The following is a 23929-nucleotide window of genomic DNA, read 5'->3' as shown; positions in this document are numbered from 1 at the left end:
CGCCAAAGTGGCCATTATCCGCGGCCCGGGCCGTTTTACCGGCATACGCATTTCGCTTACGTTTGCTTCTATGCTTAAATATTTAAGCGGGGCTAAGGTGTACGGAATAACAGTGTTTGAAGCCGTGCGCCTGCAAGTGGCCGCCAGTAAACGCTTTTTAACGTGGAAAGCCCAAAACCCGACGGGCTCTTTGGCGGTGGTGTGGCACGCATTTAGGGAAGAATACTTCCTGCAAATTTTTAATGCGCAAAGCGAGGCCCCCCAGTGGCTCTCGCGCGAAGAATTATTGGCGCGTTTGGCCGCCCGCAAGGAGCCGCTTTTTGTGGCCGGGGCCGATAAAGAGCATACGCCGTTGGAAACTTTACTGGAAGGGCGCTATACTTTGGCGGATTTTAAGGATTGTATTGTGCGGCCGGAAACTTTGGTGGCGGTGGCGCAAAATGACGCATACCAAAAAGATGCGTTGGAGCCTCTATACTTGAAACCGGCCCGCTTTGAACTATTAGGTAAATAATATGGAATTTTTACCGGCTGTTTTCGCCCAAGCGGAGGAGTTGGCCCGCATAGAGGCCCGGCAACCGTTTGCCGCCGGGTGGGGGGAAGACGGCTTTGCGGGGGAATTAAAACAACCGTGCGCCGTAATATGGGCGGCGCGTGACGGACAAAAAACCGTCGGTTTTATTTGCGCCCGCTACGCCGCGGATGAGGCCGAAATTCTAAATGCCGCCGTAGACCCGGCGTTTACCCGCCGCGGGGTTGCCAAGGCATTAATGGCGCAACTCCTGGCCGCATTGGCCGCGCATGGCGTAAAGCGTATTACGCTGGAAGTTCACGCGCAAAATTTCCCGGCACAAGCCTGGTACCGGCGCGCCGGGTTTACCGTATTGGGGCGGCGGAAGCAATTTTACGGCTCCGCAGATGCGCTTTTAATGGGGAAAATGCTATGAAACATTGCTGGGTATTTTTGTTATTGCTCGCCCTGCCTGCGGGGGCGTTTAAGTTAGGGCCGCAAAGCGCGCGCGAGGCCGCCCTGTATAAAACCTTTGTAGAGGGGTTGTATGCCCAGCGGGATAACTCCCCCGAGGCCCTTGTTTTGTTTGAAAAAGCCCTCTCTTTGGCGCCGGATTCGGCCTATCTCAAACGCAATATTGTAGCCACCGCCATTATGCAAAACCGCCTGCCGGAGGTGGAAAAATATGCCGATTTTATCACGCCCGAAGCGGACGAAGACGATTGGACGGTGCGGGCCGCTTATCTGTTAAAACAGCAACAAGTGTCCGCCGCCAAAGAAGCCTACCAAAAAGCGCTTGAATTGTCGCCCGAAGATGCGCGTATTGCATACCAGTATTTACTGCTGTTGGCGTATGAGGGCACCCCGCAAGCCGTGGAAGAAATGCAAAACCTGGCGGAAAAAGTGCCCGCGCTTGCGCCTGCGGTGTATGTGGAACTCGGCAAACACTACTGGCGGATGAAAGACCCGCAACAAGCCTTAACCTTTTACAACAAAGCCACCGATTTAGACCCCGCTTACGAAGATGCCTACTTGGGCCGCGCAGAACTGTTTGAGCGGACTTCCAACTTCTTTTTTATGTTGCGCGAGTACGAACAACTGGAAAAATTGGGCTATCAAAGTGCGGATATGTATACGCGCATGGGCTCCGTTTATCTGGTGGGGAAAGATTTGGAAAACGCCCAAAAATATTACCAAAAAGCCGCCCAAATAGACCCCGGGGATGTAAACGCCAACTATTTTTTGGCTATGCTGGCCGAACAACGGCAGGATTGGCCGCAGGCGCTCAAGTATTTGCAGGCCGCGGCGGATTATAATAAAAATTCCGGCAAGTGGTTGCAGGCCAGTTTTTACCAACAAAAAATGGGCCATTCCCAAGCCGCGTTGGACACCTTAAAACAAGCCTATAAACAGTTTGACGGCAGTGTGGAAATCGGCTATTTTTATGCGTTGGCTTTGCAAGATGCCGGCCAACACCGTGCGGCGGCGCGGGTGCTTAAAAAAATACTGGCGGCCCGCCCGGAATATGCGGATGCCCGCCTGGCGTATGCGTTTACGCTGGAGAGCTTAAAAAAATATAAAGAAATGGAAACCCAACTGCAAGCCCTTCTGGCGCAGGAAGAAGATAACGCCCCGGCTTATAATTTATGGGCGTACAGTTTGGCCCAGCGCAATACCCGGTTGGAAAAAGCCCAAAAAATGGCGGAAAAAGCGTTAGCCTTGCAACCGCAGGACGGCTCTTTCCAGGATACGCTGGGGTGGGTGTATTACCGGCGCGGGGAATATGCGCGCGCGTTGGATATTTTACAAGGGATTGACCCCGCTTTTGTGAACGAAAACCCGGAAATTGCGTATCATTTGGGGCTTGTTTATTGGGCGTTGGGCCAAACGGAAAAAGCCCGCGCGTATGTGGTTCAGGCGGCGGACGGCGGTTGGAAACCGGCCCAAAAATTCCGCAAGAAACACTTTTAAGTTTACATTTTGGTTTTATCCGCACCACGCAAAAAAGCCTCCCCAATGGGAGGCTTTTTCGGTAATAAGTCTGTTAATCTTCTATATACAAAAGCATAAAGCCGCTTTCAAACTGCACGGTTATTTGCGCCTGTTGTGCGCAGTTGCTCAAGGTGCGCCCGGTGTGCCCCAGGGCCAGTTGTGCATTGGTTAAGGGGTATTGCGTGCCGCTCAAATTTACCCGGGTGCAGGCGGTAAACGGAATTAAACTCACCCGCGCCCCCGGCCGCACGGCCTTTTGCGTGCCCTGCACAAGCGGATAAATTTTCCAGCCGTCCCCGGCAAAATAAATATCCAGCGCAGGCAAATAAGAATAAACGGATAGAAAATTCCCAATAGAAAAATCCCACCGTCCGCCCACACTGCCCACAATGCACACGCGCCCGGCGCGGTGGGCTGTGAGCCAATCCAGGGCTTTTTCCAAATCGGTATTATCTTGGCGGGGGACACGCAACACTTGCTCCGGCGCGGAGGCCAGGGAATCCAAATCCCCAATTACCAGGTCCGGCTGTATGCCCGCCGCGCGGGCTTTGTCGGCCCCGCCGTCCGCGGCTAAAATAAAGGTGGCTTGCCGGGCCAGGCGCTCTAACAACGCGGCCCCGGGCAAGGTGCCATTACCGATAAGTAATACGTTTGACAGGTTTTGCATAGTTCCCTAAACAGTATATAAAAATAACGGCCAGGCCGGTAAGAAGCCCGATGTAAAAGGGGGCTAATGTTTGCGCCGCGCCGGATAAGCCCCGGCCAAAATCATTCTGGGCGTGGCGCAAGAATACCGGCAAAAACCGCCAGAGGGTCATTCCGGCCGCACTGGTAAGGGAGGCCGTCACAAAGGCGTTATCCGTCATGCGCCCCGGGAAAAGGTAGCCCATTAAAATAGGCACTAGTAAACAGGCCGAAAAGTACGAGCCCAGCGTGAGCCAAATTTCCTTAAAACTGCCCTTAAAAACAGCCGCCCCCACCACCGCGAGCGCCCCCACGGCAAACAGGGAAATGCGGTTGGATAATACCACATTTTTGAAGCGGCTTCTTAATAAATCAAAACTTAACGTATTGGACGCAATAAACAAAAAGGAATTTAAGGTGGATAAAATAATGGCTAAAATGCCGGCCACAAACAAGCCTTTCAGCCCGGTGGGCAACAGTTGTATGGCGTAAAAGAAGTAGGCTTCCCCGGGTTGGGCATCCGGCAGTAAGGCCCGCGCGTACAGGGAGCCCGCCGTGGTGCATAAATCAAAACAAAACCAAATAAAGGTGGAAATTAAAACGCCTTTTTTTACAACTGCCGGGGACTCTGCCGCAAAACAGCGTTGGTAGAAACTGGGGTCAATCAGTGCGGATAACGCAATAAAGCCCCAAATCAGCGTGTTCATAATGCCGTTTCCGCCGGTTAATGTAAAATGCCCGGGCGGCAAGTTCGCTTTCAAAAAGCTCCACCCGCCAAAGGTATGTACGGAAAATAATGCCACCAGCAGTACCGCCAGGCACATTACGGTAAATTGCACCACGTCGGAAAATACCACACTCTTAAACCCGCCCCATACCGAGTACAAACACGAAAACAGCGTGCCGAGTATCATACCTTGCAAAATGCTGATACCAAACACCATATTTAAGAACATCCCCAAACTTAACGCATAAGCGATGGGGGTAATATAAAAAAATGTAAAAATAGCGGCGGTTTTGGCGGCTTTGGGGCCGAACATCCGCCCGGCTAAATCCGGCAGGGTGACGGACTGGTAGGCCGCCACTTTGTTGGCAATAAACAAGGCAAAAATAATATACGCCGCATACCAAAAAACACCTTGTGTCACAAAGTTGTAAATGCCGTAGTTAAACGTAATTTCATTCACGCCGAAAATGCCGCCGTACCAGGTGGCTACCAGGGTGGCTACAAACAGGGGCAGTGTCAGGCGGCGGCCCATCAGCAGGTAATCCAGAGCTTTGTTGCCGCCTTTTTTCAAGCGGATATTGCCGTAAACAGCCACGCCGGCCGTAAGTGCCAAAATTAAAAAAAATACGGTCCAGTCTTGCCAGGCCAAATAAGTTAAGGTGGTTAGTTGGGGAAGCATAGGTACATCCTTCAAAAAATAGGGGCCCCGAAGGACCCCTTTTATTTTACCAAATATAATACGCCGGGATAAGTACCAGCATGGATAAAACAATTAAAATGAGTTCCAGCTTCATAAACCATTTTACCCATTGGGGGTAGGAAATCCCCGCCAAGGCCAAGGCGCCCATGGTGACGGGAGCCGTGGGGATAATCGGGTTGCCCCAACCTTCCCCAAACTGATAGGCCAAAATAACCACCTGGCGCGATACACCCACCAAATCCCCCAGCGGAACCATAATCGGCATAGTTAAAACCGCTTGGCCGGAGCCGGAGGCAATAAAAAAGTTAAGTACCGTTTGGATGATAAACATAGCTTGCGGAGCCAAAACGGACGGCAACAGGCCGATACTTTTAGTCATGGAGTGCAGGAACGAATCTAAAATATAGCCGTTGGTGGCCACAATTACAATGGAGCGCGCAAGCGCCATTAAAATACATACGCTTACCATGGATTGCGCCCCGGCAATAATGGCATCCGTACTTTGGTTGACGGTAAGTTTGCCGAAATACGCGGCGGCAACCGTCACGCCCAAAAATACGGCGGCAATTTCCGTCATATACCAATTTCCCTGGTATTTGATAATGCCGAAAAACAGGATTCCCATACCCGCCGCAAACGAAGCCAACACCAGTTTGTGCGCCCGGGTCAGGCGGAAAGAATCGTCCACCACTACGTCATTAATCACTTGCAGTTCGGCGCGTTTTTCCAAATCCATTTTATAGGTTAAACTTTTGGTCGGGTTTTTGCGGATACGTTCTCCATAAATGCTGAAGAAGGTAGCCACTACCGCGGTAAACAAAAACCAAATGCCCAGGCGCAGTTCCCAGCCGGAATACATGGGCAGTTCGGCAATGGTTTGGGCAATCCCCACCGTAAACGGGTTGACGAACGCGGACGAAAAGCCCGTAAACGCCCCGATAAACGGAATGGACATTCCCACCACGGTATCATACCCCAGGGAAATAGCCAGCGGGATAAATATGGGAATAAAAATGAGTGTTTCTTCTTCCATACCAAACAGCGCCCCGCACAGCGAGAACATAAACATACACGCAGGAATAAAAAACTTGCGGTATTGGGGGTGGGTGGAAAAGAAATAGCTTATTTTTTTGATGACCGTATTAATGGCCCCGGTCCGCTCAATAACGGTAAATAGCGCGCCTACTACTAAAATAAACGCAATAATTTCCGCGCATTGGGTGAACCCTTCCACGGGGGCTTTTAATACGCCGATACCTTGCGGATTGGCGGATACTTTATGGTAGGAGCCGGCTTGTACATAGGTTCTACCGTCTTTTTCCACGCGGTTGTATTGGCCGGTGGGTACAATCCAGGTCAGCGCCGCTACAAACAGCATAATGGTAAAGACCAGGAAGTAAGTGTTGCACAGCAGTTTTTTCATTTTTTTCTTTGTTTTCCTCTTTCGGTAAGGCTTGTTTTACATAAAATTATCCCGCCGGCTCAAACAAGGGGTGTAGCCCCAAAAATTGCGGCGGGATAAAAAATCAATTATTGCCACTTCATTAAATACGGCGGCACTAATAAAGCAAAAGATAATAAATACATCAGCACCAGCAGCGGCAACATCCATTTAAGCCACTTGCCGTAAGCAATGCGGGCAAAGCCGATGGCGGCAATCGTCACGGGGTCCGTGGGAATTACCATATTCATCCAGCTTCCGCCCAGTTGGAAGGCCAGCACCATGGTTTGGCGCGTAATGCCGATTAAGTCCGCCAGCGGCGCCAAAATGGGCATGGTCAAAACCGCTTTGCCGGAGCCGGACGGAATAAAAAAGTCTATCACCGTTTGCAACACCATCGCCGCCCAAGAGGCGCACACCGGGTGCAAATGTTTAATCATGCCGGACATATACTCCAGCAGTGTATCCAAAATATGCCCGTTGTTGGCAATCAGCACAATGGCTTGCGCAAAGCAGAGCAGCATGGCAATTTCCGCCATACCGCGCACCCCTTCAAAGAAGGCGTCGTTAAATTGGCTCATTTTCATCCGGCCGAGGACGGCGCACAAGAAGCCGATACCTAAAAATAAGGCCGCAATTTCCGTAATGTACCAGCCGGTAGCTTCCAAGTGGAGCATTTCCATTAAGTCCACGCCCCACATGCCTTTAATCATATCGCAAATTTGCGGTTTTAATACGCCCACTACTAGCCCGACCATGCCTAACCCAAAGGCCAAGAGTACCAGTTTTTGGCGGCGGGTCATGCGGGTTTCTTCTTTGTTGAGTTTCAGCTCTTTGCGTTTTTCAATATCAAAATCATAAGTCAGGCTGGCTTGCGGATTTTTGCGGATTTTGCGCGCATAGAAACTTAACCAGGTAATTACAACGCTGGTGCAGATAACCCAAATAATAAAGCGGTAGCCAATGCCGGAATACAGCGGCACTTGCGCAATACCTTGCGCAATACCCACCGTAAACGGGTTGGTAAACGCGGCCGCAAACCCTACGCCCGCCCCAATGAACGGAATGGCGGTACCCAGGGCAGAGTCATACCCCAGGGAAAGCGCCAACGGGATAAAAATAGGGATAAAGATGAGGGCTTCTTCGCACATGCCAAAGGTGGCCCCGCAGAGCGAAAAAGTGATAATACCCAAAGGAATAAACAAGAAGCGCAGTTTCGGGCGGCGTTGGAAAAACGCACTGGCCGCTTGAATACCGGCGGCAATGGCCCCGGTTTTTTCTACCACGCTTAACACCCCGCCGATAACCAGCAGAAACACCACCACTTCCGCCGTGTTGGAAAAACCTTGAATGGGGGCTTTTAATACATCAAACAACCCTTGCGGATTGGCGGGCACCGGGTGATACGTTCCGGCAACTACTACTTGGCGGCCGTCTACTTCAATTTTTTCATACGCGCCGCTGGGCACAATCCACGTCATAACGGCTACTACGCCGATAATGGCCAAAATAATGGCGAATGTGTTTAACTTGATTTTGGATAAAATCCTAGACATTGCTTCCTGTTTTTACCTCTTTTTCTAATATAAATAACAAACTATTATTTTACAAAATAACGCTTTATAAGCGGGTAATTTTTTTTGTATTTGTTTTTGGCGGCGTGTTTTTTTATATACTTTATATATGCTTTATATTGTGCCCACCCCTATCGGGAATTTGCAAGATATTACCCTACGCGCGTTAGAGGTATTAAAAACGTGTGATGCCGTGCTGTGCGAAGACACCCGCCGCACCCAAATTTTACTTTCCCATTTTGCCATTTCTAAACCGACGTTCCGTTATAACGAAAATGACGATTTTTCTATCCGCCGTTGCACGGAAGTATTGGAAAGCGGCAAAACGTGTGCGTTGGTGTCCGATTGCGGAACCCCGTGTATTTCCGACCCGGGGTGGCGGCTCGTAAAAGCGGCGGTAGAAAAAGGGATTAAAGTTTCGTCCTTGCCCGGCCCCAGCGCGGTGGCGTGTGCATTAGCCGGGGCGGGGATTACCGGCGGCGCGTTTACCTTTTTGGGTTTTTTGCCCCGCAAGCCCGGGCGCGCGGCCAAATTGTTATCCGGCGCGTATGGCGTGGGCAATCCGGTGGTGGTGTATGAATCGCCCTACCGCGTGATTAAAATGTTGGGGCTGATTGCCAAAACCTTGGGGGAAGATACCCCGGTTATTTTAGCGCGGGAACTCAGCAAAGTGTACGAAGAATGGCTCCGCGGTACGGCGGCCGGTTTGGCGGCGGATTTGGGCAAAAAACATAAAGTGCAGGGGGAATTTGTAATGATTATAGACCGCCCCCACAAGGAAGAAAAAAATGAAGACGCAGATTTTTAACGCCGCCGATTTGACGGACGTGCAACTGGCGCGCGCCGCGCAGGATATAGCCCGCGGCGCGGTGGCGGTATTCCCGACGGATACGGTATACGGTATAGGTACTTATGCGTTTAACGAGGACTCCATTTCCCGCATTTACACCCTTAAAAACCGCCCGGCAGGCAGTGCGTTGCAGATTTTAACGGGTACGGTGGAACAGGCCAAAGCCATTACGCAGTGGGGCCCGCAAGCGCAAAAACTGGCGCAAGCGTTTTGGCCCGGGGCTTTAACCGTTATTTTACCGGCCAATGCGGCGGGGCAACCGCTCCTGCGCGGCTTTGCGGCGCTTGGAATCCGGGTTTCCGGGAACCGTTTTTTAGTAGAATTAATGACTCAAATGGGGGGGGCGCTGGCCTCCACCAGTGCCAATTTACACGGCCAGCCTACGCTCACGCAGGAAAAGGACATTCTGCAAACGTTTGACGGCAAAGCGGACTATATTTTTTTAGGCGGCACGCTTTCCCCGGTGGCCTCCAGCGTAATTAATTTGGCACAGCATCCCGCGCATTTAATCCGGGAGGGGGCTGTTTCCCGCGCCCGGTTGGAACAAGTGCTGGGGGAAAAAATAGATTGAGAGGTATAGCCTTATGAGTATGTTTGAAATGTTTGTTTCTTACTCGTTGTTGGTGGCGGCATCGCTTTCTTTGCTGACGTATTGGATAACGCGCAAATTTGTGCTTAAAAAAATGAACCGTACCATTATGAAAGCGGAGCATAATTACCAACAGCAAATTGCCTCTTTGCAACAGCAACTTTCCGGCAAAGTGAATATTTTGGAAGGTATGGTGGAAAAACTGCGCCTTTCCAACCAGGAACTCAACCGCTTAAACGACATCCGCAGTAAATTTATGTCTATCGTCGCGCACGATTTGCGCCAGCCGCTTTCTTCCATTCAGGGTTTTACGTCTGTACTGATGATGGATAACCCCCAAGGCGGTACGGGCAACAGTGACCAAATTGCCCTGAATAACATTATCAAAGCTACGGACAATATGAACTTGCTGATGGCGGATTTAATGGATATTTCCATGATAGAATCCGGCAAATTCAAAATGGATTTTAAGAGCTTTGTGTTTAATGCCCTGGTGACGGACGTGGTGGCGTTGCAGGCGGTCAATGCGCAGAAAAAAGGCATTTTTTTGCAAACGTACGAATTCCCGGAAGAAATTACCGTATATGCGGACCGGTTCCGTATTTCGCAAGTGTTAAATAATTTGTTGGGCAATTCCATTAAATTTGCCCCCACCGGCGGGCGTGTGGAAGTGCGTTATTACACGCAAGACGGAAATTTGTTTTTTTCCGTGTCCGATAACGGCCCCGGCATTTCCCATGGGGAAAAGGAAAAAATCTTTCAAAAATTCCACCAGGCGGGTAATGACCGCAACGTAAAAAAACAAGGTTGGGGCTTGGGCCTTTCCATCGCGCAGGAAATTGTAAACGCGCACAACGGCGCGATTGGCGTGGAAAGCGCCGGCTTGGGCCAAGGGTCCACGTTCTGGTTTACCATTCCGCTTTCGGCCCCGGTGCCGGACACCCTGCCGCCCAAACCGTTGGAAGAAGCATAATAGAAAAATGGGAAATTTGTGAGTAAAAAGAACCCCCGGCCTGTAAAAAGTGCGCCGGGGGTGTGTTTTATTTGTGATAGGAAGAACGGCCTTTATCCGATATGTACGCCTTGCGGGTTGCCGGTGGTTTCCTGCGGGGGCATGGGCGCCGGTATCACCGGGTGGCGGGCGTAAATTTTGTTGACCAATACGGCAATCGCGCCGTCACCCGTCACGTTGCAAGCGGTGCCAAAAGAGTCCATGGCAATATACAGGGCAATCATCAGCCCCAGTTCCGTTTCCCCAAACCCCAGCATACTTTGCAAAATACCCAGTGCCGCCATAATGGCCCCACCGGGCACGCCGGGCGCGGCTACCATGGTTATTCCCAACATAAAAATAAATCCGGCATATTGGGTGAAATCCAACGGGCGGCCCAGCATTAAAAAAATAGCCATGGAACACGCCACAATCTTCATGGTACTTCCGGATAAGTGAATGGTGGCGCACAACGGCACCACAAAGCCGGCAATTTCTTTTTGCACGCCTAATTTTTCCACCTGTTTTAAGTTGACGGGAATAGTGGCGGCGGAAGATTGCGTACCCAAAGCCGTCATGTAGGAAACCATCATGGTTTTAAGCATAGAAAACGGATTTTTGTGCGCCACCAATCCCGCCAGCGTAAATTGCAACACCAGCATTACGGCGGTAATGGCAAAAATCAGCACGATAATTTTGGCAAATACGCCCAGCACCGTAGCCACTTGCCCGCCAACCGTCATATTCAAAAAAATGCCGAAAATATACAACGGCAGGAGCGGAATAATTACCGCCACAATCACATGGTCTATAATATCCCTAAAATCCTGCATGGCCCCTTTCAGGCGGCTGCCGTTAATTACCGCCATTCCCAGCCCCAAGGTAAATGCTAATACCAGGGCGGTCATTACGTCCATAAGCGGGGGCATGGCAATCGTAAAGTACGGTTTTAGCGCCACGGCTTGCCCAAAAGAAGTAATGCGGTCCGCGGCGGTAATTATCCACGGGTAAGTAAGGTCTGCCACCCCATAGCTGAAAAAACCCGCCGCCAAGGTGAACCCATAGGCCAAAACGGTGGTAATAAACAGCATTTTACCCGCACTGCGGCCCAATTCCGCAATTCCCGGCGCCACCAAACCCACAATCAGCAGGGGGATAATAAACCCTAAAAAATTGCCGAACAGGCCGTTTACCGTAATAAATACGCGGGTCAGCCACGGCGGGAAAAACAACCCGCACACAATGCCCGCCGCAATCGCACAGATAACTGCGGGCAAAAGGCCCCATTTTAATTTGAGCTTTAATAATTTTCTTTTTTTGAATTTAAGCATAAGTATTTGCCTTTTTTATTAAAATAAATAACTTTTTTATTATACGATAATATAGCCGGCGCCGGCGCAATTTTTTGTATATTTGCTAAAATATAACGTATGAAAATAAAGATAAATATAGACGGCGGCAGCCGCGGCAATCCGGGCCCCGGCGCAGCGGCGTATGTCATTTGCAGCCCGGAGGGTAAAATTTTGGCGCAAGAGGGGCATTTTATGCCGCACTGCACCAACAACCAGGCCGAATACACTGCCTTAAAATTGGCCCTGATTAAAGCGGGGGAATTGGGCGCCACGGAATTATTTATCCAATCCGATTCTTTATTACTGGTTAAGCAGTATTTGGGCGAATATAAAATAAAACACCCGGATTTAGCGGCCCGCATGGCGGTTATCCGCAAGTTGGCGGCGCGGTTTACTATCCATATCCAACACGTTTTGCGCCACTTAAACAAAGCGCCGGACGCCCTGGCCAACAAAGCCATGGATGCCAAACAATCGTTGGGTTTCAACCCGATTGTCCGCCTGCCGCAAGACGAAGAAATTTTAACGCCTTCCGCCCCGGATAATAGCGTAAACGGAGTGGAAGTAAAGCCGGTGGTGCGGCAGGAAGCGCGCACGCCCGCCAAAAAAAACAAAGCGCCCGAACAGCCGGATTTATTCGGTGGCTTTTAATTGTGCGCGGCATTTGGTAAAATTTTTAAGATTTACAAACAACCCAGATAACCGCCCCGGGCCGGTTCCGGCTCCAGGGGAGGAACTTCCGGACTCCACAAGGCAGTGCGCCGCTTGAAAAGGCGGGACGGCGGGGCCATATCCCCGCTGGACGGAAAGTGCAACAGAAAGTATACCGCCCGCAAGGGTAAGGGTGAAATGGCGGGGTAAGAGCCCGCCGCATAGCCGGCAACGGCTATGGCACGGTAAACCCCGCATGGAGCAAGGCCAAGCCGGTCCACACGCTGCCCGCGTTCGTGACCAAGTAGGCCGCTTAGAGTAATGGTTATCACAGCCCGCAAGGGTTGACAGAATCTGGGGTATCGGTTGTTTGTGGCCCGTGTTCCCTTTGGGAGCGCGGGCCTTTTTTATTTAGGAGCCTCTAAAAAAACTATTTACTACCGTAATGCGTGGTGGCAGGCTGAAATATGAGGGGCGCCTAAAATCCGGCGGATTTTTAAGGGAATTTTTCCGCGCCGCAAAAAGCCCCGCACGCCTAACGGTGTGCGGGGGTTCAAAATGCGGGGGCAAACGGTCTTACACAAGCCCTTGGTCAATCATGGCATCTGCCACTTTTTTGAAGCCGAAGATGTTGGCCCCGGCCATATAATCCCCGGGCATGCCGTACATAGCGGCGGCTTCCAAACAGTTTTGGTGAATACTATTCATAATGCGCTGGAGGTATTTTTCCACTTCTTCGCGGGTCCAATATACGCGCATGCTGTTTTGGGTCATTTCCAGGCCGGATACCGCCACCCCGCCCGCGTTGGACGCTTTGCCGGGGGAATACAACAGTTTGGCCGCTTTAATGCGCTCTATCGCTTCCGGCGTGCAGGGCATATTGGAGCCTTCGCAAACGCCTTTACAGCCGTTATTAATCAGCAGTTGGGCGTCTTGTCCGTCCAGCTCGTTTTCGCACGCGGTGGGGAAGGCGTAATCGCACGGAATATCCCACGTTTTTTTGCCGGGCCTAAAGTGGGCCCCGGGGAATTTTTTGTCGTACTCTTTCAAACTGCCCCGGCGCACAAATACTAAATCTTTCAGGTACGCCAGGCGTTCTTCGTCTATGCCGTGTTCGTCGTAAATACTGCCGTCGTAGTCCATGAGGCCCACCACTTTAGCCCCCAGCTGGGTCAGCTTTTCCATGGTGTAAATGCCCACGTTGCCCGCGCCGGAAATAATGCACGTTTTGCCCTCTAAACTATCGCCTTTGTGGCGCAGCATTTCTTGCGCGAAATACGCCACCCCGTAGCCGGTGGCTTCCGGGCGCAAAAGGCTTCCGCCCCAGTTGGGTTTTTTACCCGTAAACGCGCCGGTAAAATCGTTCGTCAGTTTTTTGTACTGGCCGAACATATAGCCGATTTCCCGCGCGCCGCAACCCAAATCTCCGGCGGGGATGTCGGTATGATAGCCGATATGGTGGTAAAGTTCGTTGATAAAAGAATGGCAAAAACGCATAACTTCGCTGTCCGTTTTGCCGCGGGTGTCAAAATCACTGCCGCCCTTGCCGCCACCCAGCGGGAGCGTGGTTAAACTGTTTTTGAACACCTGTTCAAAGCCTAAAAATTTCAGCACGTCCTGGTTGACGGTGGCGTGGAAACGCATGCCGCCTTTATACGGCCCCAAGGCGCTGTTGTATTGCACGCGGAAACCGCGGTTGACGTGAATTTCGCCCTTATCGTCTTGCCACGGCACGCGGAAAATAATGGTGCGTTCCGGCTCGGTAATGCGCTCCAAAATGCGCTCTTTGATATATTTGGGGTTTTGCTGTAAAACAGGCGTGAGGGTAGAAACAACTTCCTGCACGGCTTGATGAAATACCCGTTGGGCGGGGTCTTTTTGGATTAACTTTTCCAAAAACTGCGCGGTATAAGCGTTTGTGTCCATAATATTCTCCTAACTGGGATACTTTTATTATAACAACAATTTGCCCAAGTGCAAGTGCTTGCCGTGGCGGGGGCATTTTTGCCATAATACAAGTTAGTATAACTTAACTTTCGGGGGGAATATATGGTGCAGGAATTATCGTCCAATATGGAAGACTATTTGGAAGCCGTTTTGTTGGTAGCTAGCGACAACGGCCGCGCCCGCATTACGGATATACGGGATATGTTGGGCGTAAAAACCCCCAGCGTGACGGGCGCGGTGGCCGCGCTAGTTAAAATGGGCTTTTTAAGGCACGAACCGTACCGGGGCGTGGAACTGACCCCCCAAGGGCGCGCGGTGGCCGAAGACGTCAAGCGCCGCCACGCTATTTTAAGCCGCTTTTTGCGCGAAGTGATTGGCGTTAGTGCGCGCACGGCCGATATTGATGCCTGCAAAATGGAGCATACCGTCAGCCGGGAAACCATTTCCAAACTGCACGCATATTTACACAAGCAAACGGACAAATAAAATTAATAGGCAAAGAGCATTTCTATCCCCCTTAAATTTTCTATAATATAAATATCCTTAATATATATACGGAGTGATTTTTTCTCATGGCAAAAAACAGTAAAAATAAATATTCCGCCACGGTACTTTTACCGCAGACGGATTTTCCTATGCGTGCGGGCTTGGTGCAAAAAGAGCCGCTCATTTTAGATTTTTGGAAGAAACTGGACCTTTACCAGGCGATGCTTAAAAAGAACGAAGCCGGCCGCCACTTTATTCTGCACGACGGCCCGCCCTACGCCAACGGTAAAATACACATTGGGCACGCATTGGATAAAACCATTAAGGATATTATGCTTAAAAGCCGGGCATTAATGGGCTGTTATACGCCTTATGTGCCGGGGTGGGACTGCCATGGCCTGCCGATTGAACAGGCGCTGCTTAAAGAATTAAAACAAGATAAAAAGCACATTACGGATGTGCCCGCTTTCCGCAAAAAAGCGCGTGAATTTGCCGCCAAATTTATTGATATACAGCGCCAGGGTTTTAAGCGTTTGGGCGTACAGGCGGATTGGGATAACCCCTATCTGACCATGTCCCCCCGCTACGAAGGCATTACGATTGGCGTGTTTTTGGATTTGATTGAAAAAGGCTACGTTTATAAAGGCCAAAAAACCATTACCTGGTGCCCGCATTGTGAAACCGCTTTGGCGGATGCGGAAACCGAATATAAAGATGTGGAATCCACCTCTATTTATTTGCGCTTCCGTTTGGCGCACCCCACGGTGGAAGTGTTTGGCGAGTTGGACTTTTCAAAGCCGGTGTCTTTAGCGGTGTGGACCACTACGCCGTGGACGATTCCGTCCAACATGGCGGCGGCCGTTTCCAATACGGAAGACTACTCCATTTTGAAAGACTCCAAAACGGGCGAATACTACATTGTGGCCGAAAAATTAGCCGAAGAATTTGTAAAAAATACCGGGTTGGAAGTGACCCAAGCCGGCAAAGTGCCCGGTGCCAAACTGGTGGGCCTCACCTACAAACACCCGCTTTCCGGTAAGGAAAACCCCATCATCTGGACGGACTTTGTGACCATGGATGCCGGGGTGGGTATTGTGCATATCGCGCCCGGCCACGGGGAGGACGACTTCCGCGCCGGTAAACAATGGGGCCTGGACGTTTTCTGCCCGGTGGACGAAAAGGGTTGCTATACCAAAGATGCCGGCCTTTTTGAAGGAATGCACGTTTTTGAAGCCAACCCCAAAATGGTGCAAAAACTGGACGAACTGGGCGCGCTGATTAAAGAACAAAAAATCACGCACAGCTACCCGCATTGTTGGCGTTGCCATAACCCCATTATCTTCCGCGCTACGGAACAATGGTTTATGAGCATTGATAAAGACGGCCTGCGCCAAAAATTGCAGGACGGCTTAAAAGATGTTAAATTTTACCCGGCCGGCGGCGAAGAACGTATGCGCGCCATGATTGGCCTGCGCCCGGATTGGTGCTTGTCGCGCCAGCGTTTCTGGGGTACACCCGTCACCATTTTGTATTGCAAAAAATGCGGCAAGGCGCAAACAGACCATAACCTGTTTACCTTTATTAAAGAGCGCGCTATGAAAGAAGGCTCCGATTTTTGGTTCACGGACCCGGTGGAAAAATTAATGCCGCAAGGGTACACCTGCGAATGTGGCTGCCAAGACTTCCGCAAAGAAACCGACATTTTGGATGTATGGTTGGATTCCGGCGTATCTTGGGCGGCGGTATTGAAAGACCGCGGGTTGGACTTCCCGGCCGATGTATATTCCGAAGGTTCCGACCAGCACCGCGGTTGGTTCCAAAGCTCTTATATTCCGTCTTTCACCTTGGAGGGCGTAGCGCCTTTCAAAAACATTGTCACGCACGGGATGGTGCTGGACCAGAACGGCCGCCCCATGCACAAATCGTTGGGCAACAGCGTGGCGCCGGAAGACGTTATCAATAAATTCGGCGCGGATATTTTGCGCCTGTGGGTGGCGCTGTCCGACTATCAGGAAGACGTGCGCATTTCCGACGAAATTTTAGGCGGCCCGGTGGATACTTACCGCAAATTGCGTAATACCATCCGCTATGCGCTGGGCAACTTGTTTGATTACGACCCGGCCCAACACCGCGTGGCCCCGGCCGATATGACGGAAATGGACCAATATATGCTCGGCCGTTTGGATTCTTTAATCCAAGAAGTGCGTAAAGGCTACGAAACCTTTAATTTCCGCCAAGCTATGCGTGCGGTGGCGAACTTCTGCATTTTGGATTTGTCGTCCTTTATGTTGGATGCCTCCAAAGACCGCTTGTATACGTTGGGCGCCAGTGCCCATTCCCGCCGCAGTGCGCAAACGGCGCTGGCGGAAATTGTGCAAACCTTGCTACAACTGATGGCGCCGGTGCTTTCGTTCACGGCGGAAGAAGCGTGGCAGGTATTGCTTAAAACCAAAGCGGGGGCCGGTTTGCCTGCCAGCATTTTCTTGTCCGATATGCCGTGCAATTCGTCCATGGTTCCCAATGTAAAATTGGAAGAAAAATGGAACAAAATTCGCGACGTGCGCGACCTGGTGCAAAAAGAGCTGGAAACCGCCCGCCAAAAAGGAATTATCGGGGCCTCTTTGGAAGCCAAAGTGATTTTCAAAACTTCCAGCCCGGAAATGAAGCAATTTTTGCAGGAAACAAAAGCCCTGTGGCCGGAAATTGCCATTGTGTCGGCGGTGGACGTACAAGACGGCGCCGACGAACTGACGATTGAAGCCGTACACGCACCCGGCACCAAATGCCCGCGTTGCTGGCAGTGGAAAGAAGACATTGGCGCGAACCCCAAACATACGGATTTGTGCGCCCGGTGTGCCGCCGTATTGGAGCGGGAAGGTTTAACCGTCCCCGCCGAGGAGCCTGCCGGTGTCTAACGCATTAAGCGCGCTGAAAAACTGGTTAGCGGCTAATAAGGCCGTGTGGATTTTTGGCGCGCTTATCATCGCGTTGGACCGCGCCAGCAAGGTGTGGGCGTTGGCTTATTTGCAAATGCGGGATGTGGAGTTTTTCCCGTATTTCCGGTTGCACTATGTGGAAAATACCGGCATGGCCTTTGGCCTTATGCAAAACGGCAACTTACTGCTTATTGGGGTGATGATAGCGGTTTTGGCCTATTTGGCATACAGCTGGAAAGAGCTTGCGGCAAACGGCCCTTTGGTTAAATGGGGGGCTTTATGTATTTTTGCCGGAGCGTTGGGCAATCTTTATGATAGAATAAGTTTAGGCTTTGTGGTGGATTTTTTGGATTTTAGGGTTTGGCCCGTTTTTAACGTGGCGGATTCTTTCATTACCATAGGCGGTGTTTTGCTGGCGGTGGCGTTATTAAAGCCGGCTAAAAAAACGCAGGAGGAAAAATGAAAAAATGTTTGGTTTTGGCTGTTTCTATCTTGTTATTAGCCGCTTGCACCAGCAAGCAGGATAAACTTTTTAAGCAAGCCCAACTGGCTACCGATAAAGGCGAATTTACCAAAGCTATCCAGTTGTATACGGCGGTATTAAAACAGAACCCCAAGCATATTGCCGCGCGCACCAACCGCGGGGTACTGTTTGAACGGCTGAAAACCAAATCCGCGCGGGAACGCCTGAAAAACCAAAAACTGGCCGAGCAGGATTATGTCAAAGCGTTGGAGGGTGCCCCCAACGTGCCGGAAACGTATAACAATTTGGGCGCGCTACTCCTGGATATGGGCCGCTATTCGGACGCGGTGTATTATTTACAGCGTGCCACCAATATCCGCCCCAAATATTTTATGGCGTGGATGAACCTGGGTATTGCCTATTACCAACAAGGGCTGATTACGGAATCCCTAACCAGTTTTGCCAAAGCGTATAATATCCGGCAGGACTATCCCATGTTTTTCTTGAACCGCGGGCTGGCTTATTTTGCATTGGGCGATTACGAGGCCGCCGTGGCGGACTATACCACCCTGTTGCGCCTGCAGGGGCCGTCTGCCCGGGCTCTGTTGGAACGCGGCCGCGCGTTTGCCAAAATGAAATACTACGCCAACGCCATGGACGATTTTGAACAAGCCGCCCACTTAAAACCCACCTATGCCCTGGCCTATTATTATATGGGGGAACTGCTGTTCCAACGGGGCGAAACGGATACCGCGTTAGGTATGTTAGCCAAAACCAAAGAGCTTGCCAGCAAATATGTGCCCGCGTACGATTTGATGGGCGATATGTTGGCGCTGGAAGACCCGCAAGGGGCGGTGGCTAACTATTTAGTGGCCCGCAAGTTGGACCCGGCCCATGCCGCTAAATACGAGTATAAAATGAGAATGATGCGCACGGATGCCGGCCGCAAGGCGGTAGTGGCGCGCCGTTTCCTGTAATTCAATTTTATGACGAGCCCTTCTTCTGTCCGTTCTGCGGCATTTGCCATACCGTCCAGCTCTTTTACAACCCGGCTGGCAATAGCCGTAGTTTTGTGCGGGCTTATTCTGTTTGCCGTAGCGGGCGATTATGCCGGTACGGGTATTTTTATTCTTTCCTTATGTATGTATTTGTTCTGTGCGGATGTTTTTCACCGCGCCGCGTTGCAGGATGCCGCTTCCGGGCGTATCAGCTTTGCGTGTTTGGTGAGCCTGTCTGTTTCCGCCGCGTTTGCGTATTCTCTGCTTAAAACTTTTACGGCCCGCCCTATTGCCGGATTGCCGGAAAATTTATATGGGGAATGTGCCCTGCTTACCGTGTTGGCGTTGTGGGTAATGCGCCGGGAAGTGTTAAAGAAGGAGCGCACCCATGTTTTTATTAAAAAATTGGACGATTTTTTACCTAAATCCGCCCGTGTTCTGCGGGAGCGGAAACAATATAAAGTGTTTGCGCGGGAGTTGCGCCCGGATGATTTGATTTTGGTGCGCCCCGGGGAGCGTATCCCGTGCGACGGCCTGGTAGCCAAGGGCACCAGTGCCGTTAATGAGGGCATTATTACCGGCAATATGTTGCCGGCCTCCAAAAGAAAGGGCAGCCGCGTGTTTGCCGGCACCTTAAATAAAACGGACGATTTGTATATTACCGTCACCGGGTTGTTAAACCGCTCTGCCGTCATGGGGATTGTAGACGCCGTAAAAAATAGCGAAATTATCCGCTCCCCCGGCGTTAGCCCGCTGGATAAAGCCAGCGCATGGCTCGTGCCGTCTGCCGTGGTGTTGGCGGGGGCGGCTTATGCGTGGGGGCTATATACGGCCGCACAGCCGGATTGGGCCCATTATAGCGGGGTTTTTTTGATAGTGTTGGCGTTTGCGTGTTCGCCCGCGTTGGTGTTTTCCGTCTGGTTGGCAGAACTTTTTGCCCGGGGCGGGGCGCGCGGCCGCCAGATTATATTGCAAAACCCGGAGGCTCTGCACCGCTTGGCGGAGGCAAAGACGTTATTTTTTGATAAAACCGGCACGCTGACGTATGGGGAGTTGCGCGTAAGCGGGGTGTTTGCCGCGCAAGGGGTGGCCTTAAAACAACTGTTGGAAGCGGCCGCCGCGGCGGAACAGCAGGTGGACGGCCCTTTTGCCAAAGCGGTCAATTTGTATGTCGCCCAGCATAAAGTCCGCACCCGCAAATTAACCTGTTTTGACGTATTGCCCGGCATGGGCGTTTTGGCAGTTTGCGGGCGGGATAAAATTATGTGCGGGCGGGAAAGCTGGCTGTTGGAGCGGGGAATCCAAACCCGGGTGGAAGATACTTCCCGGCAAAACCCGTTAATTTGCGTGGCTAAAAATGACCGGTTTTTGGGTTATTTTGTTTTGTCCGATACCTTGCGCCCCGGGGCGGCGGAAATGGTCTCTTTCCTGCATGAACGGAAGAAAGAGGTGATTGTCGTTTCCGGCGATAACGAAGATTCCGTGGGGGCGGTGGCGCGCCAGGCGGGCATAGAAAAAATGAATTTTAATGTACTCCCGCAAACCAAGGCGGAAATTGTAAGCAACTTGCGGGCGTTGGGCCAAAAAGTAGCCATGGTGGGGGACGGTTTCAACGATATTATTGCCCTGTTGCGCTCGGACGTGAGCCTGGTGTTCTTTTCGGGCCGCAACGTCTATAATAATTGGGTGGATATTATTATCAAGCGGGGGAATTTATCCGCCATTACGGATTTGTTTGCATTACATAAAAAAATGCGTCGCGCGGTGACGGCTAATTTGGTATTATCCTTTTTAGCGGGCGGCGCGCTGGCGGCCTATGTGCTTTTTGTGGCCCGGGAGCCCCTGGCGTGGTATATAATACCCGGCGGGCTGACGGGCGGAGCCGCTTTGATATTTTTTAATTCAGTGAGGTTATTAAACATAAAATGACGAACGATATTGATTTTGGTTATACCACCGCCCACGCGCGGAAAAACGCGGATGCTGTATTGCCGGAAATCCAATGCTGGCAGAACCAGTATAAACGCGATTACAATATTAAAATTGAGCTGCCGGAATTTACTTCCGTCTGCCCGAAAACCGGCCTGCCGGACTTTGGGGTCATTACCATTGAATACATCCCGGATGAATTGTGCTTGGAATTAAAATCTCTGAAATATTATTTGTTGGAATACCGCGATATGGGTATTTTTATGGAAAATATCGCCAATAAAATTTTGGATGACGTGGTAAAAGCCTGCCACCCCAAAAAGGCCACCGTCACGGGTACGTTTACGCCGCGCGGCGGTTTGCGCTCCGTAATTGTAGCCAAATACGAGAAGAAATAATATGAACAAAAAAACCGTGCTGTTGGGGCTTTCTTTTATTGCGGTATTTGCGCTGGGGATGCTGGTCATGCACTTTGCCGTGCGCCCCGGCGTTTCTGCCTCCTCGGAAGAACCCCGGGAAATGCCGCTTGCGCCCGCGGGGGAAAGCGTGCAAGTGGTGGATATGAAAGGTGCCTCCCCGGCGCAAGGCGTGGTGGAAGTAAAAGAGCCGGAGTATGTGGATTCGGCGGAGCTTTCTTCCCAACTTTCCAAAATTAAGGTGGAAGGTATGGCGGGTATTGCCCTGCGTATGCCGGAACCGGGCGAAGAAGAAACCCCGGTCAAAACCACCTCCGTCACCTTGCCGGACGGTGCCAGCGTGGTTTCCACGGGCGTTCAGCCGGCCCCGGTTGCGGCGGGCGAAGAAAGCAAAATCACCATGATTAATGCTCCCGTCAAAGCGCGTGTTATCAAAAGTACCGCCGATTATAAAAAGTTCAAACAATCCGCCCGCGGGGAATATCCGCAAGTGGATTTCAACAAACAAATGGTGGTGGTGTTGGAGTCCGACAGCAACTTGCCGGATAAAGTGTTTGAAATTGATGACGTGCAAACCCAGGACGGCCATTTATTGGTGTTATACCGGGTAAATATCTTCGGGTTGGATAAAAAAATAAACACCCACAGCGCCAAGGCGGTTCAAAAGTCTGCCTTGCCACTCACCTTAAAACAAGTATTGTAAAATATGGTTTGACTATAAAAACCCCCGGGCAAATAAACCCGGGGGCTTTTCATGTATATATAATGCAGACGGAAAAAATACTTATTTAAGCAGATTTTCGGACGGCTTAAACCGTACTTTTTGCTTGGCGGGCACTTGCACCTTTTCCCCGGTTTTGGGGTTGTGGCGCGTGACCGGGCGGGCCATTTTCAAATGGAAAGAGCCAAAATTGCTAATAACTACTTTGCCATCTCTTTTCAGGCCGTGTTTAATAATTTCAAATACTTTATCTACCGACGTTTTAGCCTGTTTTTTGTCTAATACGTGGCGGGTTAAATGGCGTATCACATCATCTTTATTCATAACAATCGTTCCTTCCTATTTATTGCCCCGGTTGGTAAAACCCATGGCATGTAATAATACATGGGGCTTTTTGCCTTGGCAAACAATTTGCCAAATGGCATCTATAATGGGGGTTTGTAAATGGTTTTTACGGGCAATATCATACACGCTTTGTACGGTATTTACGCCCTCGGCAATAGTGCCTACTTCTTTTTTGGCTTCTTCCAGCGTTAGGCCGGCGCCCAGCTTTTCGCCCAAGCGGCGGTTGCGGGAAATGGCGGACATACCTGTTAAAATGGCGTCACCAAACCCGGCTAGGCTGTACACGGTATTGGCCGCGCCGCCTTGGCTGACGGTAATATCGTTCATTTCCGCCAGGGCTTGCGTAATCAGGGCGGCTTTGGCGTTGGCGCCGTCACCGATACCGTCAATCACGCCGCACCCGATGGCTAACACGTTTTTAATGCCCCCGCCGTATTCCACACCGCGGCGGTCTTTAGCGGGCACTACAATAATGGGGTCCCCGTTAAATACTTGCGCAATTTGCCCGGTCAAAACGTCGTCCGTTCCGGCCAACATAATTTTGGTAGGCACATTTTGCGCTACTTCCAAGGCAAAGCTCGGGCCGCTAAAGGCCAGGGCCATCCCTTTTATTTGGGGCAGTTCTTCTTCCACAATTTCACAAATCGTTTTGAAAGATTTATCTTCAATGCCTTTGGACGCACTGACCACAGGCACCGCTTTGCCGTTTAGGAGCGGTTTTAATTGCTCCCGGCAGAACGCGCGGATAGCTTTGGAAGAAATCACAAACACCAGCATATCCGTATCTTTCACGGCTTCGGCAACGTCCCCGGTCAGGCGGATGTTGTCGTGCAACTTAAAATTGGGAATATTCGGGTGCGTGCCGCTGGTTTTTAATACATTGAGCAGCGGCTCGGAATATTCCCACAAAGACACGCGGTAGCCTTTTTTAGCTAAATGTTGGGCAATTACACTGCCCCAAATCCCCGCGCCGAAAACGGTAATGTTATGGATGGACATTTTCTTTTCTCTTTTTGGCGCCGTCTTCAAACTTTAGCTCTTTATGAGCCAACAGGCGCTTAATGTTAGGTACATGCTTGTAAATAACCAAAAGGGAAATGGCCGTCACCATGACGTTTACGCCCATGGGGTGCTTGCCGATAAAAAAGCTGGCAATAGGCAACGCCACGCACGCAAAAATGGAGCCGATGGAAATACGCCCCCACAAGGCCACGCAAATTACAAATACGCCAAACGCAATAGCGGTGGGAATAGGCAACAAAGCCGCAAAAACGCCGGCCGAGGTAGCCACCCCTTTGCCGCCGCGGAATTTAAGATAAATCGTCCACATGTGGCCCAAAATGGCAATCGTGCCGCACGCGATAGCCACCCAATAACGGTACGGGTGCCCGGCGCACAATTTTAAGGCCGCGCAAACGGGAATAAACCCTTTTAAGGCATCTACCAAAAACGTGCTGACCCCGGCCCATTTGCCTACGGTACGGTACACATTGGCGGCGCCGGGGTTGCCGGAGCCGTGTTCACGGATGTCTATGCCCATGGTTTTCTTGGCAATCAGGTAGCCGGTCGGAACGGCTCCCAGGAAATAGCTGATTAAAATTAACAGGGTAATAGTCATATAAATCA

23 protein-coding genes and 1 other RNA gene are annotated in these 23929 nt (G+C 51.0%); 15 read left to right on the top strand and 9 right to left on the bottom strand.

All coding sequences use genetic code 11. The features are described from left to right. The 3 genes from ACQY18_RS01250 to ACQY18_RS01240 all read left to right on the top strand — a co-directional run. The coding region (locus ACQY18_RS01250) for a tRNA threonylcarbamoyladenosine biosynthesis protein TsaB (protein ID WP_428038540.1) at window positions 1-514 on the top strand (514 nt) is incomplete at its 5' end. Window position 515: 1 nt separating this feature from the next. Continuing rightward, complete coding sequence (gene rimI, locus ACQY18_RS01245; protein WP_428038539.1) at window positions 516-947, top strand: ribosomal protein S18-alanine N-acetyltransferase; 432 nt, start codon at window positions 516-518, stop codon at window positions 945-947. Further along, window positions 944-2482, top strand: a complete 1539-nt coding sequence (locus ACQY18_RS01240; protein ID WP_428038538.1) for a tetratricopeptide repeat protein — start codon at window positions 944-946, stop codon at window positions 2480-2482. Before rimI ends, ACQY18_RS01240 begins: the two co-directional genes overlap by 4 nt. Window positions 2483-2555: 73 nt before the next feature. Here the strand turns inward: ACQY18_RS01240 and ACQY18_RS01235 are convergent, their stop codons facing one another. The 4 genes from ACQY18_RS01235 to ACQY18_RS01220 form a co-directional block, all read right to left on the bottom strand. Beyond that, window positions 2556-3170, bottom strand: coding sequence for a thiamine diphosphokinase (locus tag ACQY18_RS01235; protein ID WP_176777161.1), 615 nt, complete (start codon window positions 3168-3170; stop codon window positions 2556-2558). Then, the gene (locus ACQY18_RS01230; protein WP_428038537.1) at window positions 3136-4593 is read right to left on the bottom strand and encodes a sodium:solute symporter family protein; all 1458 of its coding nucleotides are present in this window, start codon (window positions 4591-4593) and stop codon (window positions 3136-3138) included. Before ACQY18_RS01230 ends, ACQY18_RS01235 begins: the two co-directional genes overlap by 35 nt. 46 nt (window positions 4594-4639) lie before the next feature. Then, complete coding sequence (locus ACQY18_RS01225; protein WP_428038536.1) at window positions 4640-6037, bottom strand: YfcC family protein; 1398 nt, start codon at window positions 6035-6037, stop codon at window positions 4640-4642. A gap of 107 nt (window positions 6038-6144) precedes the next feature. Then, entirely contained in the window at window positions 6145-7611 is a 1467-nt protein-coding gene (locus ACQY18_RS01220) for a YfcC family protein (RefSeq protein WP_428038535.1), read from the bottom strand. Window positions 7612-7738: 127 nt separating this feature from the next. Here ACQY18_RS01220 and rsmI point away from each other — a divergent pair, with 127 nt between their 5' ends. Genes rsmI through ACQY18_RS01205 form a run of 3 tightly spaced genes read left to right on the top strand, consistent with a single transcriptional unit; the run spans window position 7739 to window position 10041 of the window. Continuing rightward, window positions 7739-8437, top strand: a complete 699-nt coding sequence (gene rsmI, locus ACQY18_RS01215) for a 16S rRNA (cytidine(1402)-2'-O)-methyltransferase (RefSeq protein WP_176777165.1) — start codon at window positions 7739-7741, stop codon at window positions 8435-8437. Then, the gene (locus ACQY18_RS01210; protein ID WP_428038534.1) at window positions 8418-9050 is read left to right on the top strand and encodes an L-threonylcarbamoyladenylate synthase; all 633 of its coding nucleotides are present in this window, start codon (window positions 8418-8420) and stop codon (window positions 9048-9050) included. Before rsmI ends, ACQY18_RS01210 begins: the two co-directional genes overlap by 20 nt. Before the next feature lie 13 nt (window positions 9051-9063). Then, a complete protein-coding gene (locus ACQY18_RS01205) occupies window positions 9064-10041 on the top strand; it encodes a sensor histidine kinase (protein WP_428038533.1) in 978 nt (325 codons plus the stop codon). Window positions 10042-10133: 92 nt separating this feature from the next. Here the strand turns inward: ACQY18_RS01205 and ACQY18_RS01200 are convergent, their stop codons facing one another. Next, on the bottom strand, window positions 10134-11390 hold the full coding sequence (locus tag ACQY18_RS01200; protein WP_428038532.1) for a dicarboxylate/amino acid:cation symporter: 1257 nt from the start codon (window positions 11388-11390) through the stop codon (window positions 10134-10136). Window positions 11391-11489: 99 nt separating this feature from the next. Here ACQY18_RS01200 and ACQY18_RS01195 point away from each other — a divergent pair, with 99 nt between their 5' ends. Continuing rightward, window positions 11490-12062 carry a ribonuclease HI family protein gene (locus ACQY18_RS01195; protein ID WP_428038531.1) on the top strand — a complete coding sequence of 191 codons (573 nt, stop codon included), beginning with the start codon at window positions 11490-11492 and terminating at the stop codon, window positions 12060-12062. A 34-nt stretch (window positions 12063-12096) separates the two neighbouring features. Beyond that, window positions 12097-12440: RNase P RNA component class A (rnpB, locus tag ACQY18_RS01190), an RNA gene on the top strand. A gap of 198 nt (window positions 12441-12638) precedes the next feature. Here rnpB and gdhA read toward each other — a convergent pair. Beyond that, a complete protein-coding gene (gene gdhA / locus ACQY18_RS01185; protein WP_428038530.1) occupies window positions 12639-13988 on the bottom strand; it encodes an NADP-specific glutamate dehydrogenase in 1350 nt (449 codons plus the stop codon). Between the two features lie 123 nt (window positions 13989-14111). Here gdhA and ACQY18_RS01180 point away from each other — a divergent pair, with 123 nt between their 5' ends. The 7 genes from ACQY18_RS01180 to ACQY18_RS01150 all read left to right on the top strand — a co-directional run bounded on the left by ACQY18_RS01180 (window position 14112) and on the right by ACQY18_RS01150 (window position 21940). Next, entirely contained in the window at window positions 14112-14495 is a 384-nt protein-coding gene (locus ACQY18_RS01180; RefSeq protein ID WP_428038529.1) for a metal-dependent transcriptional regulator, read from the top strand. A gap of 86 nt (window positions 14496-14581) precedes the next feature. After that, window positions 14582-17410 carry an isoleucine--tRNA ligase gene (gene ileS / locus ACQY18_RS01175; protein ID WP_428038528.1) on the top strand — a complete coding sequence of 943 codons (2829 nt, stop codon included), beginning with the start codon at window positions 14582-14584 and terminating at the stop codon, window positions 17408-17410. Next, a complete protein-coding gene (gene lspA / locus ACQY18_RS01170) occupies window positions 17403-17894 on the top strand; it encodes a signal peptidase II (RefSeq protein ID WP_176777173.1) in 492 nt (163 codons plus the stop codon). The genes ileS and lspA overlap by 8 nt, the downstream gene beginning before the upstream one ends. Further along, window positions 17891-18871 carry a tetratricopeptide repeat protein gene (locus ACQY18_RS01165; RefSeq protein ID WP_176777174.1) on the top strand — a complete coding sequence of 327 codons (981 nt, stop codon included), beginning with the start codon at window positions 17891-17893 and terminating at the stop codon, window positions 18869-18871. Before lspA ends, ACQY18_RS01165 begins: the two co-directional genes overlap by 4 nt. A gap of 9 nt (window positions 18872-18880) precedes the next feature. Beyond that, the gene (locus ACQY18_RS01160; protein ID WP_428038527.1) at window positions 18881-20821 is read left to right on the top strand and encodes a heavy metal translocating P-type ATPase; all 1941 of its coding nucleotides are present in this window, start codon (window positions 18881-18883) and stop codon (window positions 20819-20821) included. Continuing rightward, on the top strand, window positions 20818-21219 hold the full coding sequence (gene queF / locus ACQY18_RS01155; RefSeq protein ID WP_428038526.1) for a preQ(1) synthase: 402 nt from the start codon (window positions 20818-20820) through the stop codon (window positions 21217-21219). The genes ACQY18_RS01160 and queF overlap by 4 nt, the downstream gene beginning before the upstream one ends. Before the next feature lies 1 nt (window position 21220). Continuing rightward, complete coding sequence (locus ACQY18_RS01150; RefSeq protein ID WP_428038525.1) at window positions 21221-21940, top strand: hypothetical protein; 720 nt, start codon at window positions 21221-21223, stop codon at window positions 21938-21940. Window positions 21941-22021: 81 nt separating this feature from the next. On the opposite strand, the gene ACQY18_RS01145 is transcribed toward ACQY18_RS01150, so the two are convergent. Genes ACQY18_RS01145 through plsY form a run of 3 tightly spaced genes read right to left on the bottom strand, consistent with a single transcriptional unit; the run spans window position 22022 to window position 23921 of the window. Beyond that, entirely contained in the window at window positions 22022-22282 is a 261-nt protein-coding gene (locus ACQY18_RS01145) for an HU family DNA-binding protein (RefSeq protein ID WP_176777178.1), read from the bottom strand. Window positions 22283-22297: 15 nt separating this feature from the next. Further along, the gene (locus ACQY18_RS01140) at window positions 22298-23302 is read right to left on the bottom strand and encodes an NAD(P)H-dependent glycerol-3-phosphate dehydrogenase (RefSeq protein ID WP_428038524.1); all 1005 of its coding nucleotides are present in this window, start codon (window positions 23300-23302) and stop codon (window positions 22298-22300) included. Beyond that, the gene (gene plsY / locus ACQY18_RS01135) at window positions 23289-23921 is read right to left on the bottom strand and encodes a glycerol-3-phosphate 1-O-acyltransferase PlsY (RefSeq protein WP_176777180.1); all 633 of its coding nucleotides are present in this window, start codon (window positions 23919-23921) and stop codon (window positions 23289-23291) included. Before plsY ends, ACQY18_RS01140 begins: the two co-directional genes overlap by 14 nt. Between the last annotated feature and the right edge of the window lie 8 nt (window positions 23922-23929).

It is taken from the genome of Candidatus Avelusimicrobium faecicola (assembly GCA_900540405.1).
GTDB classification, from domain to species: domain Bacteria; phylum Elusimicrobiota; class Elusimicrobia; order Elusimicrobiales; family Elusimicrobiaceae; genus Avelusimicrobium; species Avelusimicrobium faecicola.
Note: the sequence above shows the minus strand (reverse complement) of the source record. Positions and strands in the feature narration are given on the sequence as shown.